This is a genomic window from Bradyrhizobium japonicum USDA 6, assembly GCF_000284375.1.
Classification (GTDB): Bacteria; Pseudomonadota; Alphaproteobacteria; order Rhizobiales; family Xanthobacteraceae; genus Bradyrhizobium; species Bradyrhizobium japonicum.
Window position 1 is genome coordinate 6,470,914 of record NC_017249.1, and the last position, 18,437, is coordinate 6,489,350.

General features: G+C 66.1%; 18 protein-coding genes. 13 read left to right on the forward strand and 5 right to left on the reverse strand.

Going from position 1 to position 18,437, the window contains the following annotated elements; translation table 11 throughout:
- Positions 1 to 25 precede the first annotated feature (25 nt).
- Genes BJ6T_RS30585 through BJ6T_RS30645 form a run of 13 tightly spaced genes read left to right on the forward strand, consistent with a single transcriptional unit; the run spans position 26 to position 13,759 of the window.
- Positions 26 to 2,938, forward strand: a complete 2,913-nt coding sequence (locus tag BJ6T_RS30585; protein WP_014496425.1) for a flotillin family protein — start codon at positions 26 to 28, stop codon at positions 2,936 to 2,938.
- A 9-nt stretch (positions 2,939 to 2,947) separates the two neighbouring features.
- Entirely contained in the window at positions 2,948 to 3,385 is a 438-nt protein-coding gene (locus tag BJ6T_RS30590) for an SRPBCC family protein (protein WP_014496426.1), read from the forward strand.
- 5 nt (positions 3,386 to 3,390) lie between these two features.
- Positions 3,391 to 3,834, forward strand: a complete 444-nt coding sequence (locus BJ6T_RS30595) for an SRPBCC family protein (RefSeq protein ID WP_014496427.1) — start codon at positions 3,391 to 3,393, stop codon at positions 3,832 to 3,834.
- A 2-nt stretch (positions 3,835 to 3,836) separates the two neighbouring features.
- Positions 3,837 to 4,655: an FAD binding domain-containing protein gene (locus tag BJ6T_RS30600; RefSeq protein ID WP_014496428.1), complete on the forward strand. Its 819-nt coding sequence runs from the start codon at positions 3,837 to 3,839 to the stop codon at positions 4,653 to 4,655.
- A gap of 6 nt (positions 4,656 to 4,661) precedes the next feature.
- On the forward strand, positions 4,662 to 5,138 hold the full coding sequence (locus BJ6T_RS30605; protein WP_014496429.1) for a (2Fe-2S)-binding protein: 477 nt from the start codon (positions 4,662 to 4,664) through the stop codon (positions 5,136 to 5,138).
- Between the two features lie 11 nt (positions 5,139 to 5,149).
- Positions 5,150 to 6,742, forward strand: a complete 1,593-nt coding sequence (locus tag BJ6T_RS30610; RefSeq protein WP_014496430.1) for a xanthine dehydrogenase family protein molybdopterin-binding subunit — start codon at positions 5,150 to 5,152, stop codon at positions 6,740 to 6,742.
- A complete protein-coding gene (locus BJ6T_RS30615) occupies positions 6,742 to 7,764 on the forward strand; it encodes a xanthine dehydrogenase family protein molybdopterin-binding subunit (RefSeq protein ID WP_014496431.1) in 1,023 nt (340 codons plus the stop codon). Before BJ6T_RS30610 ends, BJ6T_RS30615 begins: the two co-directional genes overlap by 1 nt.
- An 8-nt stretch (positions 7,765 to 7,772) precedes the next feature.
- Complete coding sequence (locus BJ6T_RS30620; protein ID WP_014496432.1) at positions 7,773 to 8,654, forward strand: AAA family ATPase; 882 nt, start codon at positions 7,773 to 7,775, stop codon at positions 8,652 to 8,654.
- Positions 8,651 to 9,772 carry a vWA domain-containing protein gene (locus tag BJ6T_RS30625; protein WP_014496433.1) on the forward strand — a complete coding sequence of 374 codons (1,122 nt, stop codon included), beginning with the start codon at positions 8,651 to 8,653 and terminating at the stop codon, positions 9,770 to 9,772. Before BJ6T_RS30620 ends, BJ6T_RS30625 begins: the two co-directional genes overlap by 4 nt.
- Positions 9,769 to 10,653 (forward strand): amidohydrolase family protein, encoded by an 885-nt coding sequence (locus BJ6T_RS30630; protein WP_014496434.1) that lies wholly within the window; start codon positions 9,769 to 9,771, stop codon positions 10,651 to 10,653. The genes BJ6T_RS30625 and BJ6T_RS30630 overlap by 4 nt, the downstream gene beginning before the upstream one ends.
- A gap of 30 nt (positions 10,654 to 10,683) precedes the next feature.
- Entirely contained in the window at positions 10,684 to 11,532 is an 849-nt protein-coding gene (locus BJ6T_RS30635; RefSeq protein WP_014496435.1) for an MBL fold metallo-hydrolase, read from the forward strand.
- A 22-nt stretch (positions 11,533 to 11,554) separates the two neighbouring features.
- Positions 11,555 to 13,129, forward strand: a complete 1,575-nt coding sequence (locus BJ6T_RS30640; RefSeq protein WP_014496436.1) for an isochorismatase family protein — start codon at positions 11,555 to 11,557, stop codon at positions 13,127 to 13,129.
- Between the two features lie 3 nt (positions 13,130 to 13,132).
- Positions 13,133 to 13,759: an FMN-dependent NADH-azoreductase gene (locus BJ6T_RS30645; RefSeq protein ID WP_028169625.1), complete on the forward strand. Its 627-nt coding sequence runs from the start codon at positions 13,133 to 13,135 to the stop codon at positions 13,757 to 13,759.
- A 72-nt stretch (positions 13,760 to 13,831) separates the two neighbouring features.
- Here the strand turns inward: BJ6T_RS30645 and BJ6T_RS30650 are convergent, their stop codons facing one another.
- From BJ6T_RS30650 to BJ6T_RS30670, 5 genes are read right to left on the reverse strand one after another with little or no spacing between them, the layout of a single operon-like run.
- A complete protein-coding gene (locus tag BJ6T_RS30650; protein ID WP_014496438.1) occupies positions 13,832 to 14,881 on the reverse strand; it encodes a LacI family DNA-binding transcriptional regulator in 1,050 nt (349 codons plus the stop codon).
- The gene (locus BJ6T_RS30655; protein WP_014496439.1) at positions 14,878 to 15,522 is read right to left on the reverse strand and encodes a ThuA domain-containing protein; all 645 of its coding nucleotides are present in this window, start codon (positions 15,520 to 15,522) and stop codon (positions 14,878 to 14,880) included. The genes BJ6T_RS30650 and BJ6T_RS30655 overlap by 4 nt, the downstream gene beginning before the upstream one ends.
- Before the next feature lie 10 nt (positions 15,523 to 15,532).
- Entirely contained in the window at positions 15,533 to 16,630 is a 1,098-nt protein-coding gene (locus tag BJ6T_RS30660; protein WP_014496440.1) for a Gfo/Idh/MocA family protein, read from the reverse strand.
- Between the two features lie 22 nt (positions 16,631 to 16,652).
- The gene (locus BJ6T_RS30665) at positions 16,653 to 17,501 is read right to left on the reverse strand and encodes a carbohydrate ABC transporter permease (RefSeq protein ID WP_014496441.1); all 849 of its coding nucleotides are present in this window, start codon (positions 17,499 to 17,501) and stop codon (positions 16,653 to 16,655) included.
- Positions 17,494 to 18,435, reverse strand: coding sequence for a carbohydrate ABC transporter permease (locus BJ6T_RS30670; RefSeq protein WP_014496442.1), 942 nt, complete (start codon positions 18,433 to 18,435; stop codon positions 17,494 to 17,496). The genes BJ6T_RS30665 and BJ6T_RS30670 overlap by 8 nt, the downstream gene beginning before the upstream one ends.
- Positions 18,436 to 18,437 lie beyond the last annotated feature (2 nt).

An 18,437-nucleotide genomic window follows, 5' to 3' on the forward strand; every position in this document is an offset into this window, starting at 1 on the left:
CGCCGGAAGGTCGAGGGAGGGAAATATGTCAGGGACTCTGGTCGGTGAATTGATCCTCTGGCTGATCGTCGCCATCGTGGTGATCGTGGTCGGCGTCTACATCGTGAACTGGCTCTACCATCGCTCGTCCAAGGAGACCTCATTCGTCCGGACCGGCCTGCTCGGCGAGCGCGTCGTGATCAACGGCGGCGCGTTCGTGCTGCCCTTCATCCACGACTACACACCCGTCAACATGAACGTGCAGCCGATGGGCATCGTGCGCTCCCGGCAGGACGCCGTGATCACCCGTGACCGCATGCGCGTCGACATCGAGGCCGACTTCTATGTCCGCGTCCAGGCGACCCGCGAAGCCGTGTCCATCGCCGCCGCCACGCTCGGCCGCCGCACCATGGAGCCCGAGCAGCTCCACGCCCTCCTCGCCGGCAAATTCATCTCCGCGATCCGTTCAATTGCCTCGGAGATGACCCTGGAACAGATGCACGAGCAACGCGGCGAGTATGTGGCCCGCGTCAAGGCGAACGCGGCCGAGGCCCTCGCTCAGAACGGACTCGAGCTGGAATCCGTCGCGATCACCGATCTCGACCAGACCGATCTCGAATTCTTCAATCCTTCGAACCGCTTCGACGCCGAAGGTCTGACACGCTTGATGGAGGACATCGAGGCCAAGCGCAAGCTGCGCAACGACATCGAGCAGGATTCGATGATCAAGATCCGCTCCCGCAATCTGGAGGCCGAGCGACAGGCCCTCGAGATCGAGCGCGAAAGCGAGACGGCGCGCCTCGAGCAGGAGCGTGACATCGAGATGCGCCGCGCCCTGCAGCGCACCGAGGTCGCGCGTGAGCGGGCCCTGCGCGAGACCGAGGCCGAGCAGGCGCAGATTTCCGCGCGCGAGACCATCGAGAAGGCTCGTATCGCCAACGACCAGGCGATCGCGGAAGCCCGTATCGCCTCAGAGCGCGAGACCCGCCAGCGGGAGATCGAGCGCACCCGCACCATCGAGGAGAAGGAACTGCTCGCCCGCGAGGAGGTCGAAAAGACCCGGATCGCCAACCAGCGCTCGATCGACACCAGCCGCATCGCCTCCGAGCGCGAGGTACGCCAGCGCGAAATCGAGCGGATGCGTACGATCGAGGAAGCCGAGATTGCTGCCCGCGAGGCGATCGAGAAAGCGCGTATCCAGCACGACCGGGTGGTGACCGACGCCCGTATTGCCAATGAAGAAGAAACACGGCGCCGCGAGATCGAGCGGACCCGCGCCGTGGACGAAGCCGAGATCGCCGCCCGCGAAGCGACCGAAAAGGCCCGCATCGCCCAGACCATGATTGTCAATGTCGAGCGCATCGCGTCAGACGAGCGCACCCGTGCGCTTGAGATCCAGCAGGTGCGAACGATCCAGGAAGCCGAGATCGAGGCCCAGCGCGCGGTCGAGGCCGCGCGCATCGCCCGCGAGCGGACGCTTGCCGCCGAGCGCATCGCCGCAGAGCAGAATACGCGGCAATTGGAGATCGAGCGGAACCAGGCACTCGATGTCGCCGGCATCAGCGCGCGCGAAGCCACCGAAGCCACCCGTATCGCCCAGGAGGAGCGAGTTCGTTCACTCGAGATCGCCCGCAATCGCGCCGTCGAGGAAGCCGATATCGCCTCCCGCGAAGCGATCGAGGCCGCGCGCATCGCGCAGGAGAAGGCCATCGCGGCCGAGCGGATCCAGGCCGATAGGGAGACCAAGGCGCTGGAGATCGAACGGACCGCGGCAGTCGAGGCGGCTGACCTCAAGCGGCGCGACGTGATCGAGCGCCAGCGCATCGGCGTCGATCTCGCGCTGGAGTCCGAGCGGATCAATTCGTCCAAGAAGCGCGAAGTCCTCAATATCGAGCAGAAGAAGGCCATCGAGATCGCGGACGAGGATCGCGTCATCGCGCTCTCCACCAAGCGCTCGGAACGCATCGACGCCGACCGCCAGGTCAAGCAGGCCGAGATCGTCGCACGCAAGGACGTCGAGACCACCGACGTCTCGCGCGAGCAGGCGCTGGAAGCGGCGCGGATCGAACGCCGCCGCTCGATCGAGCAGCTCGAGGTCGCCCGCGTCCAGTCGCTGCAGGAAGCCGAGATCGCCGCGCGCGAAGAGGTCGAGCGAGCCCGCATTTCGTCGGATCGCGGTCTGGATGAAGCCCGCATCGGCCGCGAGCGCGAGCTGCGCAAGCTCGAAGTCAACCGCGAGAAGGAGGTCGAGACCGTTCTGATGGAGAAGGCGATCGCGATCCACCTGAAGTCGCTGGAGGAGTCCGCGGCAAGGGCCTCGGCCGAGGAAGCGCGGATGCATGCGACGGAGGCCACCGAGCGTGTCATCACCGCGCGCGAAAACGAGATCGCCAGGCGTCGCAAGAGCGTGGAGATCGTGATCGCCGAGAAGCAGGCCGAGGAGACCCGAATTGCCGCCGAAGCCGAGCGCGTGCGCGCCGCCGTCGAGGCCGAAGCGCAGCGGCTGCTCAACGAGGCCGAGAACGTGCTGACCGACCAGGCTCGCTACTCGCTGTTCCGCAGGAAGCTGCTCGACCGCATCGAAGGCATCGTGCGCGAGAGCGTCAAGCCGATGGAGAAGATCGAGGGCATCCGCATCCTCCAGGTCGACGGCCTCAACGGCAACGGCCATGGCGGCAATGGCGGCCGCAGCGCCACCGACGAGGTGATCGACTCGGCGCTGCGCTACCGCGTCCAGGCGCCGCTCATCGATTCCCTTTTGGCGGATATCGGCGTCGAGGGCGGCAGCCTCGCCAAGATGCCGGGCCTGATCCGCGAGGCCCGCGACATGCAAGGCATCAAGGAGTCCGCCCGCAAGGGCGGCGGTGGTGGCGGAGGCGGCGAGAAACCGGCTGCAGCTCCCTCACCTTCCGCCGAGGGCGAGCCGCCCGCGGAGCGCAGCCCCCGGAAGAAGAGCTGAGGTCGCATCATGGCCCGCGTCTATGTCTCAACCGTCGTCAATGCGCGCAACGATCGCGTCTGGGCGCGGGTGCGCGACTTCAACGGCATGCCGAACTGGCATCCCGCGATCGCGGAAAGCCGCATCGAGGGCGGCGAGCCCTCGGACAAGATCGGCTGTGTCAGGGATTTTCGCTTGCGCAACGGCGACCGCATCCGCGAAAAGCTGCTCGGCCTTTCCGACTACGACATGTTCTGCACCTATTCGATCCTGGAATCCCCCATGGGCGTGGAGAACTACGTCGCGACGTTACGGCTGACGCCGGTCACCGACGGCGACCAGACCTTCATGGAATGGACCGCCGAGTTCGACTGCGCACCCGAACGGGAAGCGGAGCTCGTCGGCAACATCGGCGGCGGCGTGTTCCAGGGCGGCTTCGACGCCCTCAAGCGCCAGTTCGGAGGGTGAGCTCCGTGCCGCATATCGTGAAAAGCACGATCCTGGATGCGCCCACCGATGCGGTGTGGGACGTGCTGCGCGATTTCAACGGACACGATCGCTGGCATCCGGCGGTCGCGAGCTCCACGATCGAGCGCGCGCACTCCCCCGACAAGATCGGCTGTATCAGGCGCTTCAAGCTGCAGGACGGATCGGAGCTGCGCGAGCAATTGCTGGCGCTCTCCGATCTCGAGCAGACCTTCAGCTACTGCCTGCTCGATACGCCGGTGCCGATGTTCAACTACGTGGCGCACGTCCGCCTGCTGCCGGTAACCGACGGCGACCGCACCTTCTGGCACTGGGAGTCGCGCTTCAGCACCAGGCCGGAGGACCGCGATCGCATCGTCCACATGGTCGCGGAAGACATCTACCAAGCCGGCTTCGAGGCGATCCGCCGGCACCTGAAGGAGGCGGCATAGCAATGGCCGTGACAGTGAAGACTTTTGCCAGCACCAGCGAAGCGGCCGGCGCGCTGTCGGCAGATCGCGGCGCACGCTATCTCGGCGGCGGCACGCTGGTGATGCGCGCGCTGAACGAGGGTGACGTCTCCGTCTCGACCGTCATCCGCGCCAGCGACCGGACCCTGACCCGGGTCGATGCGTCGGGCCCGCGCGTGACGCTCGGGGCCGGCATCACCTTCGCGAAAATCCTCGCCGAGCGCGACCTCGGCTTCCTGCACGCCCCTGCCCGCTCGATCGGCGGACCTGCGGTGCGCAACATGGGCACGGTCGGGGGCAACCTGTTCGCGCCAAGTCCTTATGGCGACTTCGCGGTGGCGCTGCTTGCGCTCGATGCCACCGTCGCCGTACAGGGCGGCTTTGGCACGCGCGACATCGCCATCGAAGAGTTCTTGCAATCGCGCGAGCGGCAAGCCGGCACGCTGGTGCTCTCGGTGTCCTGCGCACGGCCGGCGAGCGCGGACGCCTTCCGCTACCACAAGGTCGCCCGTATCAAGCCAAAGGGCGGCTCCGTCATTACGCTCGCAGCCCATCTGCCGATCAGCGGCGGGCGGATCGCCGGGGCACGGATCGCGCTGGGCTCGATGGCGCCGACCCAGATTCGGGCACGGGCCGCCGAGCGCGTGCTCGAGGGACGCTCCCTGGATGCCGCGACCATCGGGGCCGCGGCATCCGCCGTCACCGAGGGCACCTCACCCTTCGACAATGCGCTCGGCAGCGCCTGGTATCGCCGCGAGATCGCCGGCGTCCACCTGCGCCGTCTCCTCTCGGGTCAGGAATAGCTCGTCATGGCCAAGACCGCCCTGCAATTTCGTCATAACGGCCGCGACGTCGCGATCTTCGTCGATGGCGGCACCAATCTGCTGGTCGCACTGCGCGAACTGATCGGCGATATGACGCCGAAATTCGGCTGCGGTCAGGGCGGCTGCGGCACCTGCAGTGTGCTGATCGACGGCGAGCTGCACCTGTCCTGCCTGACGCTGGCGGAGACCGTCGCCGGCCGATCGGTGGAGACGCTCGACGGCCTCAGGCAGGGCCCGAAGCTGCATCCGCTCCAGCGTGCCTTCGCCGACCATTTTGCCGCCCAATGCGGCTATTGCACGCCGGGCATGCTGATGGCCGCAAAGGCGCTGCTCGATCGCAATCCGCAGCCTAGCCGCGCCGAGGTCGTCGAGGCGATCTCCGGCAACATCTGCCGCTGCACCGGCTACGAACCCATCATCGACGCCATCCTTGCCGCTTCGGGCGGCCGGGCCAGCGCCTAGAGGATTTTGTCATGCTGGAACTTCGCAAGGACATTTTCGCCGACGAGCGCGACGACAATCTCAAGGAGATCGGCAAGGGCACGCAGCGCCAGGACATGCTCGGCCATGTCACGGGCACGTCGAGCTATTTCAACGACCACAAGCTTCAGGGCATGCTGCATCTGAAGGTGGTCCGCTCGACGCAGGCGCACGCGCGGTTGCGCCATATCGACACCACGGAAGCCGAGCGCTCGTCCGGCGTACGTCGGATCATCCGCGGCTCCGACGTGCCGCGCAATCTCAACACGCTTCTCAGCCTCATCAACTTCGGCAAGGACGACGAGCCTACGCTGGCGGCGGACAAGGTCCGCTACAAGGGCGAGCCGGTCGTCGCCATCGTCGCGGACAGCGAGCGCGAGGCGTTCGAGGCCATCGCAAAGGTACGGATCGACTACGCGCCGCTGCCGGTCGTGCTCGACGTCGAGGACGCGCTCAAGGCCGGGGCGCCCGTCGTTAACGAGACCTATCCGAAGAACGCCTTCATCTATCACGACGTCCATGATCACCAGAAGCTGCGCTTCGGTGATGCCGACGCCGCGCTCGCGACGGCCGATCACGTGCTCGAACAGCGCTACCAGATGTCTCCGATCGAGCATGCGCCGACCGAAACCAATGGCGCGATCGCCGCGCCCGACACCAACGGCCGCTACGTCGTCTACACCTCGACGCAGGCGCTTTTCTTCTCGGTCGACACCTGCGCCAAGATCCTGGACCTGCCATCCAACACCTTCCACTTCATCGGCGGCACGGTCGGGGGCGGCTTCGGCGGCAAGGTGGATACGCTGACCGAGCCGCTCGCGATCCTTGGCGCGATGCTGACCGGGCGTCCCGTCCGCTATGTGTTCGGGCGTGAGGAGGAAATGCAGTACGGCCCGCCCCGCGGCGCCGAGCGCATCTACATCAAGGACGGCGTGATGCGCGACGGCCGTATCGTCGCGCGCAAGATCCGCGCCTATTTCGACAGCGGCGCCTATACGCGGCTGTCCAGCTACGCCGCCGTGAAATGCGCCGCGCATTTGCCGGGGCCCTATACCATCCCGAACGTCTATGGCGACGTCTATTGCGTCTTCACCAACCGGACGCCTGCGACGGCGATGCGCGGCTTCGGGGTCACCGCGATGGATTTCGCGATCGAGTGCCAGATGGACAAGCTGGCCAACCTCGTCGGCATGGACCCGATGGAGTTCCGGATCCTCAACGCCTATCGCGACGGCGACATGAAGGCGCATCGGCGCGAAGCCAAGAACACCGCGCTGATCGAATGCGTCCAGGTCGCCGCCGAGAAGGCGAAATGGCCGATCCGCGAGGAATTCAAGCGAGCGTCGTCGCGCAAGGACGGCGGCGGCAGCCGCGCCGTGATCCCGCCGACACCGACGGATTCGCTCAGCCGGCCGGCCGCGCCAGTCCAGCAGCGCACCAGCTATGACCGGCTCCCGCCCACCGTCACCCGCGAACCACCGCGTGAGCCGCCGCCCCCTGCGCCGTCACCACCTCCACCGCGGCCGGCCGCGCCCTCGCATGGCGCGCCCCGCTTCTCCTCCGTGTTCGGCACCAGGAGGCGCTGATGACCCGGCATCGCGGACGCGGCATGGCGTCGATCAACTATCCCATCGGCATGAATCTCGGCGGCGATCCCAGCCAGGCGTTGGTTCACTCCAACCCGAGCGGCAAGTTCACGGTGGCGCTGTCGTCGATCGACCTCGGCCAGGGCATGAAGTCGGTGACGCGGCAGATCTGCGCGGAGACACTGGGCGTTCCCGTCGAGGACGTCTATGTCGATACCGCGGATTCCGACACCGGTCCGCACTGCATGGGCTCCTTCGCCTCGCGCGGCACCCATCGCGTCGGCAATGCGGTGATGGCCGCGGCGCGCGAGGCACGCGGCGTGATGATGGAGGCGGCCGCCGAGGAGCTCGAGGTCAACGCCGCCGATCTCGAAACCGACGGACGCGGCAACATCCACGTCAAGGGTGCGCCGCATCGCTCGATCTCGACCAAGGACGTCGCCATCGCCGCCCAGTTCAAGCAGGGCAAGACCATCTCCGGCCGCGGCATATTCCTCGTGCCTCTGTCCAACGTCGACCCCGAAACCGGCGAGATGTCGCCTGCGACCTGCTACGCCCATGCCTGTCTCGTGGCGGAGGTCGAGGTCGACGACGAGACCGGCGAAGTCGCGATGGTCCGCATGGACTCCGCCTATGAGCTCGGCCGCGCGCTCAATCCGCGCCTGGTCGAGCAGCAACTCGTCGGCGGCGCCTGGATGGGCATCAGCCACGCGCTCTACGAGACGACGGAGCCTCATTATCCCGACCCCGTTCACGGCCCCCGCGACTTCGTCGAATATCTGATGCCCGGCCCGGGCGACATTTGCCCGCACGATATCGCCGTGCTGGAGCGCCCCGCGCCGGACGGTCCGTTCGGCGCCAAGGGACCGGGCGAGATGTGCGCCAACCCCGTGCTGCCGGCTGTCGCGAATGCGATTTTCAACGCCGTCGGCGTGCGCATCGACGATCTGCCGATTACGCCGGAAAAGGTGCTGCGCGCGATCAAGACCCAGGGCGGCGCGCGGCCACAGGCACGACGCTGAGACTGGCCATGGCAGTTCGCAGCAACATCGTCGGCATCGACAACCCCGAAGCGCTGGAGAAGGCGCTTCGGGCGGCCTATTACCTCGCCGATGAAGGGCTCGCGACCGCGGCCTATCTCGGCCTTGCCCTCGGCAAACCGCTCCTGCTCGAAGGCGCCCCCGGTGTCGGCAAGACCGAGGCCGCGAAAGCCATCGCCGCCGTCCTCGGCCGCCGCCTCATCCGCTTGCAATGCTATGAGGGCATCGACGCCTCGGCCGCGCTCTACGAGTGGAACTATCCACGCCAGATGCTCGCGATCCGCCAGGCCGGCGACGAGAGCATCGACATCTATGGCGAGACGTTTCTGATCGAGCGGCCGATGCTGGCGACGCTCCGCGCACCCGACTCCACCGTGCTGCTGATCGATGAAATCGATCGCGCCGACCAGGAGTTTGAGGCGTTCCTGCTCGAATTTCTCTCGGACTTCCAGATTTCGATCCCCGAACGCGGCACAGTGCGCGCGGCCGAACGTCCCGTTGTCGTGCTGACCTCGAATCGGACGCGCGACCTGCACGAAGCCCTGCGCCGCCGCTGTGTCTATCACTGGATCGACTATCCCACCGAAGAGCGGGAGGCGCGTATCGTGATGCTGCGGGCCTCGAGCGTCGCCGAGGCGACCGCGCGCGCCGTCGTCGCGGCTGTCGGCAAATTGCGCCGCGAGCCGCTCAGCAAGGCACCGGGCATCGCGGAAGCCGTCGACTGGGCCGAAGCGGCGACGCTGCTTCACAAGGGCGGTGCGCGCTGGCCCGACGCCTTCAAGCGCTCGATCGGCGTGGCGCTGAAGGACGAGGAAGACCTGCACTTCATCTCGCCCCGGCTCGACATCATGCTCGCGGAGGCAACGGCATGAGCACCGAGCCGGAGCTTCCGCGCGCTGCCCGCATTTTCGTCTCCTTCGTCGCGCTGCTACGCGCCAACGGCTTCGCCGTCGCGCCCGAGCAGACCACCTCCTATCTCGCCGCGATCGAGCTGCTCGGGCCGCGCGACCTCAACGACATCAGGCAATCGGCGCGGGCCACGCTCGCCCCGCCGCCCGAGCGCCGCACCACCTTCGACCGGCTGTTCGACCTGCACTTCCGCGGCAGCGAAGCCATCGAACATGTCGATGACGGCGAAGACGACGAGACGGTCCGGCTCCAGGAAGAGGGCAGCGGCGAACAGGAACCCCTGTTCTCCGACGATGCCAACGAATCGGGCCTCACTGCGACGCGCACCGAGGCACTGGTCGAGCGCCGCTTCGCCCAGCTCTCCACCACCGACGCGCTCCGCCGCCTGGCGCGCGAGGCCTCCCGGCGCCTGCCGCAGCGTCGCGGCCACCGGCGCATGCGTGCCCGCCGCGGACCGTTTGCCGACCTTCGCCGGACCTTGCGGGACAGCGTGCGGAGCGACGGCGAGATCCTGCGGCTCGGGCACCTGAAGCGGCGCCAGCGCCGGCGAAAACTCCTGCTACTGATCGACGTCTCCGGCTCGATGAAGACGCGCACCGAGGAGAACATGAAGCTGGCGCATACGCTGGTACAGGCCGCGCCCAACATCGAGGTCTTCACCTTCGGCACGCGGCTGACCCGCGTCACCCGCCCGTTGCGTCTCAAGCGTCGCGAGCAGGCGCTGAGCGCGGCGGCGCACCTCGTCAGCGACTGGGATGGCGGCACCCGCATCGGCGACGCGCTGCAAGCCTTCCTCGCGGTGCCGCGGTTCGGCGGTTACGCGCGAGGCGCGGCCGTCATCGTCGTGTCGGACGGGCTGGAGCGCGGCGAACCCGACGCGCTGCGCGACGCCGTCGCAAAGCTGTCGCGGCGCGCCTGGCGCGTGAGCTGGCTGACGCCGCTCGCGACGGGCCCCGACTTCCGCCCGCAGACCGAGGCGCTGGTGGCCATCGAGCGTTTCGTCGATGATCTCGTGGATGGCGGTTCAAGCGCGTCGATTGTCGCGCACATTCTGACGTTGGGACGGAGGAGAGCTGCGTGAGCGACATTGTCGACGGCCATCATCACATCTGGCGGCAGGCCGACCTGCCCTGGCTGACCGGTCCGATGCAGCCGCGCATCTTTGGACCCTACGAGCCGATCCGTCGCGATTATCCGATCCGGGAATACCTCGACGACCTCAAGGGCACCGGCGTCACCCGTTCGGTCTACGTCCAGACCAACTGGGCCAACGACCGTTTCGAGGACGAAGCCGCCTGGGTCCAACAGACCGCCGACGAGCACGGCTGGCCGCATGCCATCGTCGCCTACGCCGACTTCGCCGTCGACGATGTGCGCCCGCAACTCGATCGCCTGAAGCGCTATCCGCTCGTGCGCGGCGTGCGCATGCAGCTGCACTGGCACGACAATCCGCTCTATCGTTTCGCGGCCAAGCCCGATCTCTGCGTCGATCCCATGGTCCGCCGCAACATCGCGCACCTGGCCGACTACGGGTGGAGCTTTGACCTCCAGGTCTTCACGCCGCAGATGCCGGTTGCCGCGCAGCTCGCCGAGTCCTGCCCGAGGGTGACCTTCATCCTCCAGCATGCCGGTATGCTCGAGGACCTCTCGCCGGCGGGCCGGGCCGCCTGGCGCGCCGGGATGGCCCGGCTTTCGACCTGTCCGAACGTGGTCTCAAAGCTCTCGGGGCTCGGCACCTTCATCCATCGCAACGATCCCGCGCACATCGCGGCCGTCCTTACCGATACCGTCGCGATTTTCGGCGCGGAGCGCTGCCTGTTCGGTTCCAATTTTCCGATCGAGAAATTGTGGACCAGCTATCGGGAGCTCGTCGACGCCTTTCGTGCGGCGGCCGCGAAGCTGACGACCCAGCAGCAGGACGCAATTTTCGGGACGACGGCAACGCGCGTCTATCGGCTTTGACAGACAAGAACGGAACAGGGAGGGAAACGAATGGCGCTGGAGATCAAGATCCTGGACTATGGCGATATCGAGCTGGAATCGAGCTTTCTGGTTCTCGGCCGCGACTGCGGCCGCACCCGCCGCGTCCTCACCCTCGGCTTTCTGATCCTCGGCGGCAAATATCCGGTCGTGGTCGATACCGGTTACCGCTCCAACCAGATCATGGAAACGCTGGGGATGCGCGGCCTGCAATACCACGAGAACATGATCGAGAACCAGCTCGCCCGCCACGGCGTACGCATGGGCGACGTCCGCTTCGTCTGCCACACCCATCTGCACATCGACCACGCCGGCAAGGACGATCTGTTTCCGATGAACACGACCGTCGTCCTCAACCGGAAAGAACTCGAATATTCCGTCTCCGGCTTGATGCATCCGCAGTATCCGGCGCCCGACATCAAGCATCTCATCGACCGACTGCACACCAAGAGTGCGCTGCGCTTCCTCGACCTCGAGATCACAGGTCCTATCGAGCTGATGCCCGGCGTCTATTGCGATGCCGCCAACGCCCACACCGAGGGCTCCATGAACATCATCGTCGAGACCGCCGACGGCATTGCCACCATCTGTGGAGACGTGATCTACGATTTCAACGACCAGATCGTCACGCCCTTCCACGAGATTCACGACTGGGAGCCGCGGACGACCGGCAACCACGGCACCAGCAAGCGGGCGGAGAAGGCGTCGATCAAGAAGCTGCTGAGCAATTCGCGCTATCTGCTGCCGGTGCACGACAGGCCGGCCAAGATCGAGGGCGGCATGGTCGTCGGCCGTCTGCACGACCAGGTCCCCGGCCCGATCGTGCAGTCGCTGCCCGCGCGCAACTGGTTCCCTGCCTGACGTGAGCTGAGGATATCGACCGATGACACACGTCACCCTGCGCTCCGAATTCGAGACCCTGATCGACCCCTACGCGCCGGTCGCGCAGGTCGGCACCGGTTTCGACTTCACGGAAGGACCGATCTGGCATCCGGTCGATCATTATCTCCTGTTCTCGGATATGCCCGGCGACGTACGGCGGCGCTGGGATGCGCGGCGCGGCGGCGCGGAGGTCAAGCGCCCGTCGAACAAATGCAACGGCATGACCTATGATGCCGAGCTCAATCTGATCGTCTGCGAGCACGCGACCTCGTCGCTGATCCGTGAGCGGCCGGACGGGCGGCGCGAGGTGCTGGCCTCGCACTTCCAGGGACAGGAGCTCAACAGCCCCAACGACGTCTGCGTGCACTCCTCCGGTGCCATCTATTTCTCCGATCCCTGGTATGGCCGCATGCCGGTCTATGGTGTCGAGCGGCCGCGCCAGCTCGGCTTCCAGGGCGTCTATCGCGTCATGCCCGGCGGCGAGCCCAAGCTCGTGGTGGAGCGCAATTTGTTCGACCAGCCGAACGGGCTGTGCTTCTCGCCCGACGAGAAGCTGCTCTATGTCAACGACACCGTGCAGGCGCTGATCCGCGTATTCGACGTCAACGGCGACGGCTCGCTGTCGAACGCGCGCGTGTTCGCGAGCGGCATCCGCTCCGAGCTGGAGCCGGGCCTGCCCGACGGCATGAAGTGCGACCAGCATGGCAATGTCTGGGTCACCGCGCCCGGTGGCGTCTGGGTCTATTCACCGCGCGGCGAGCTGCTCGGGAAAGTCCGCGTGCCCGAGCTCGTCGCCAACCTCGCCTGGGGTGGCCCGGATTTCCGCACGCTCTATTTGACGTCGACGCATTCGGTCTATGCCATCCCGACCAAGGCCGGGCCGCGTCATGAGCCCTATATGAGCGGCAAACGCGGCAATGGCGGCGCAAGCGCCGGTCCCGCGGCTGCAGCGCCCATTCTCGCCGACGGCGAGATGCGGCTCGATCCGAGCCGCTGCGCCATGATCATCCAGGATCTTCAGAACGACGTCATCATGGATGGCGGCGCGTTCGCCGAGTCAGGCGCACCGGGTCATGCGAAGCAACAGCATGTGGTCGAGAACGTCCGGCGCTTGGCGGAGACAGCTCGCGCGCGCGGCGTCGCCATCATCCATGTCTGGTTCGTGGTCGAGCCCGGCGCGCCCGGCGTGACGCTGAACGCACCGCTGTTCGAGGGTCTCGTCGACAGCAAGGCGATGGTGCGCGGCGGCTGGGGCGCCGCCCCGGTCTCCGGCCTCGAGCCGCGGCCCGGCGATTTCGTCGTCGAGAAGATGCGGATGAGCGCCTGGGAAGGCACCCGGCTGGAGACGATCCTGAAAGCCACTGGCCGCGACATGATCATCAACACCGGCGCATGGACCAACATGTCGGTCGAGCACACCGCGCGCACCGGCGCCGACAAGGGCTATTTCATGATCGTGCCGGAAGATTGCTGCTCGACCATGAATGCCGACTGGCACTCCGCCTCGATCAACTTTGCCATGCAGAACGTCGCCGTCGTCACCCGGGCGGATGCCGTCATCAGAGCGCTGGGATGAGTGGTGGCAAAGCTTCTGCACCTCTCTTGCTCGCCCCGTGCCGACTCCGAGTCGAGCGCCGGCGCGCGCGTCTTTCTTGACGGGTTTCGGCGGGCCCGTCCGGACTGGGATATCGACGTCGTGGATCTCTGGCGCGAGCGGCTGCCGGAATTTGCAGGTCCCATCGTCGAGGCCAAATATGCGCGCATGAAGGCGCAGCCGTTCAACGACGCGCAGCGCGACAGCTTTGCCGAGGCCGAGCGGATGGCGCTGCGGTTTTCACTGGCCGATCGGGTGCTGATCTCGACGCCGATGTGGAACTTCAGCATTCCCTACAAGCTCAAACAATGGTTCGACGTCATCGTCCAGCCCGGGCTCACCTTTCGGTTCGACCCCTCCCTGGGATATCTCCCGCTGCTGAAGGACCGGCCAACCACGGTGATTCTCGCCAGTGGCAGCGATTTCGCCACCGGAATGAACCGCGGGCGCATCGACATGGCAACGCCTTACCTGCGGGAAATTTTGCGCTTTATCGGCATCAGCAATGTCCGTTTCGTGCCGATCGGGCCAACCACCGGACCGCAACAGCCCATCGAGGCTGCCCGCGAAAGAGCCCATCTGCAGCTCGCCGCAATGGCAGCGAACTTCTGATGCACTGTTGAGGACGCTGCGGCACTTCGCGACATCTATCGAAGCAAGCTGCGCATCACCTGCGAACGCGACTCACGGCAGGTTGTCCCGCAGAAAAATATCGATGCGGATGCGCTCCTGGTCTGGGCTGATGGGCTCACCCGAACAATGCGCGAGCAGAACTCGCGCAGCAGACCGCGCCTCGTGACCGGGATCCTGGTTGATGATGGCATCGAGCGTGCCGCGGACCAGGAAACGTCGCGTATACTGGGTCAGCTCGTGCGTGATCCAGACCACCTCACGCGCGCGGCCCGAGGCCTCCAGCGCATTGGCGATGCCGCGGTTCCCGGCGCCGCAGCAGTAGATGCCGCGGAGATCGGCGTGGCGCGCCAGCAGCGCGGCCGTGAGCTCCCGGGTGCGCTCGCTGTCGTCGCGGCCTTCGATCACCGGCAGCGCGAGCAGGTTCGGATACTCGCTGGACAGGATCTGGTGGAAGCCGAACTGCCGCTCGGTGTGATCGCGCAACGACAACGATCCCGCGATCACGGCAACCTTCCCCTCGCGGCCGGCGAGGAAACGTCCGATCAGCGTCGCCGCAGTTCGCCCCGCGGCGGGGTTGTCGATACCGACATAATGGAGCCGCCGCGAACTCGGCGCGTCCGACACAAGGGTCACCACGGCGACCCCGCGCGCGGCGAGCTCGTCGATCGCGGCGCGCACCCTGGGATGGTCCAGCGCGATGACGGCGACGCCCTGATAAGCCGGCGACAGGTTTTCCAGCGCACCGGCGAGCACATCCGGATCGAACACGTCGACATGGAGGATATCGATGAAGCCGCGGTGGCCGGCGAGCCAGTCCGCGGTGCGCTGGACCTGCTCGGCAAGGTTGGTCATGAAGCTGTTGCTGCCGCTCGGCAGCACGAAGGCAAAGCGGAACGTCTGCCCGCGGGCGAGGCGCGCGGCCGCGACGTCGCCCCGATAGCCGAGTTTTGCCACCGCGGCCTCGACACGTGCAACGGTCTTGGCGCGCACGCCCTCGCGCCGGTTCACGACGCGGTCGACGGTTGCGAGCGAAACGCCCGCCGCACGCGCGACGTCCTCCAGCGTGGCGCGAACCGCCGGCTGCGTCGAACCGGCTGTCATTCCCGCGCCGCCCACAGCATGCCGCGGGTCATCAACGTTCGGATCTCCGGCACGTCGAGCTCGTAAGCGCGGTGGCCGAGCGAGGAGTAAAACACCCTGCCCGCGCCGTATCGCTTCTTCCAGACCACAGGCATCACCACGCCGTCGATCCAGGGCGCGTGCTCGCCGGTGAAGGTCGTCGTCGCCAGCACCTCGTTGGCGGGGTCGACATGCATGTAGTACTGCTCGGAACGATGCTCGAAACTTTTCAGCCCCTTCATGATGGGGTCATCCGGCTTCGTCAAGTCGACCTTGTAGTCGATGATGTTGCCGGGATGCGCGACCCACTGCCCGCCGCACAGGAACTGGTAGTCGACGGACTCGCGGAACGCATCGCACATGCCGCCATGATGCCCGGCCAGCCCGACGCCGCCACGCACCGCCGCGCAGAGATTGAGCGCTTCCGCCTTCTCGATCTTCGACATGGTGTAGATCGGGATGATCAGCGACAAATCGTGGATCGCAGGATCGGCGAAAGCCGCCGTCGTGGTCTCGACCCGGACCTCGAAGCCTTCCGCCTTCAGCCAGCCGCGGATCATCGAGGCGCAGAGATCGGGGTCGTGTCCCGGCCAGCCGCCCCATACAATCATTGCCTTGCGCATGGTCATTCCCTCAGTCGATCTGTCCGGTTTCACGTCCGGCCGGCAGCATTGCCGGCCGCTCGACGCAGCTGCCGATCTTGACGCGGCGTCCTTCGTCGGCGGAGGTCTGGAACGCCTCCATCACCTCGAGCACATGAAAAGCGAGCGCACCGCTGGCGCGATGCGGGCGGTTATTCAGGATCGCGGAGGCCATGTCGGCGACACCGATGGAACGAAACTCGCCGTCGACATGATCGTGGGTCAGCGGCACCGGCTCCCATTCACCGCCAGTCTTCGCGACCTGCACCTCGCCGCCGAACCGGTTCGGGTCCGGCACCAGCATGCTGCCCTTGTCGCCATAGATCTCGATCGGCGCGTGCCGGTGCTTCGGTACGTCGAAGCTCATCGCGATCGAGACGACCGCCCCGCTCTCGAATTCGAGCGTGCCGGCGACATGGGTTGAAACCTCGACCGGGATAAGGGTGCCGTTCATCGGCTGGCTGGTGACCAGCCGCTCGGATTTCGGGCGCGCGGTCGAGCCCATCACACTCGCGACCGGGCCAAGCAGCTGCACGAGATCCGTGATGTAGTACGGCCCCATGTCGAGCATCGGCCCGCCGCCGCGCAAGTAATAGAAGCCCGGCGACGGGTGCCAGCGCTCATGGCCGGGACAGCCGAAGAAGACGCTGCCCGCCACAGGCGTGCCGATCGCTCCGTCGTCGATCAGCTTGCGCGCGGTCTGGTGCCCGCCACCGAGGAACGTATCGGGCGCGCAGCCGACGCGAAGGTCCTTCTGCGCGGCGAGATCCATCACCTTGCGGGCTTCCGTGACGTTGATGCCGAGGGGCTTCTCGGAATGAACGTGCTTGCCGGCGTTCAGCACCGCGAGGCTGACGTCGGTGTGGGCGAGTGGCACCGTGAGGTTGATGACGATCTCGACGTCGTCGCGTTTGAGCAGCTGGTCGACCCGCATCGCCGGCAGCCCGAAGGCGGCGCCCTGCCGCTCCGCCGCATCGCTGCGCATATCGGCGAGCGCCTTGATTTCCATGACCGGAAAGCGCTGGGCCGCCTTCAGATAGGCGGTGCTGATATTGCCGCAGCCGATGATTCCGATGCCGACTTTTCTCATTGTGATCTCCGTGAGGTATCGTTCATCCCTTGACCGCGCCTGCGGTGAGACCGGCGACGATGTGCTTCTGCGCCAGAAGAAACAGAATGATGGTGGGCAGGATGGTCAGCGTGATGAAGGCGAGGATCAGGTGCCACTCGGAGGAATACTCGCCCTGATAGACCATGATGCCGAGCGGCCAGGGATAGAGCGCATCGGTGTTCAGCATCACCAGCGGCAACAGATAGGCGTTCCAGCTGTTGACGAAAGTGATGGTCCCGACGGTCGCCAGGATCGGTCGCGACAACGGCAGCGTCACATAGCGGAAGAATTTGATGTAGCTGCAGCCGTCGACCAGCGCGGCCTCGAGCAGTTCATAGGGAATGTCCTTGAAGAAACGCCGCAGCAGCAGCACGCTCATCGCGAGGCTGAAGGCCACCTGCGGCAGTGCCACGCCAAAATAGGTGTCGAGCAGCCCGAGATCGCGCACCTTGATGAACAGCGGCAGCACCGCGGTCGCGGCCGGAAACAGCAGGCCGAGCGTCAAATAGCTCAGCAGCATCGATGAGCCGTAGAACCTGACATGGGCGAAGGTGAACGCCGCCATCGAGGCGACGATCAGGGTCAGGGTCACCGTGAGCGTCGAGATGATCAGCGAGTTGCGCAAGAGCTGCCAGTAGCGCGTGGAGAACAGGATGTCGGCATAGTTCTGCCACTCCCAGTGACGCGGCAGGCCGAACGGATTGACGCGCAGTTCGCCGAGCGATTTGAAGCCGCCGAGCAAGGTCGCGAGCAGCGGCACCAGCACGAAGACGGCAACGACGGCGAGGAACACCGCCTTGAACAGCACGGCGGGATCGAACGGCGTACGATTGGTCTCGGTGCTACTCATCCCGCATGAACCATCGCTTGTACGTGAAGGCAAACGTCACGCAGATCGTGAACAGAATGACCCCGATGGCACTGCCATAGCCGACCCGCATGCGGGAGATGCCGTTGTTGTAGAGGAAGCTCACCATCGTGTTGGAGGAATCCGCAGGCCCCCCGCGCGTCAGCGGCATGACGAGGTCGAACAACTGCAGCGAGCCGACGATGGCGAAGAACACCGAGAGGCGAATCGTCGGATAGAGCAAGGGGATGACCACGTGTCGCAGGGCCTGCGACCGCGTCGCGCCGTCGATGCGCGCGGCCTCGATCAGGCTCTTGTCGAGGCCCTGGAGCGCCGCGATGAACAGCATCATGTGGAAACCGAAGTATTTCCAGACGACGACGATCAGCACGGCCAGCATTGCCGTATCGGTCGAGGCCAGCAGATGCGGGGGCTCGGCGCCGAAGGTACGCCAGATCGAGGCGACAAGGCCGTAATCGCCATCGTAGACGAAGCTGAAGATCAGCCCGGTCGCGATCTCGGCCAGGATATAAGGCATGAAGAACAGCATGCGCAGCGCCACCGCCCCGCGAAAGCGTTCGGCGAGCATCAAGGCCAGCGTGAGCGCAAGCGGCAGCTGGATGGCGAGCGAAACAGCGATGATCAGCCCGTTGTTGCGCAGCGCGAGCCAGAAGGCGCGTGTCTCCAGCACGAAACGGTAATTGTCGAAGCCGATCCAGTTGACCGGCCTGCCGAACCCGTTCCAGTTGAAGGCCGAGTACCAGGCCGCCTCGCCAATCGGCAGCACCACGAACAGCGTGAACAGCAGCAGCGCCGGCGGCAGGAACAGGATCAGGACCGTCAGCCTGCCGTCCCAGCTCGGGCCGCGCTCGGCGACCTGCGGGACCAGCTCACCGGCAACATGCATCGCCGACACGCTCGCGGCCCGGCGTGCCACCG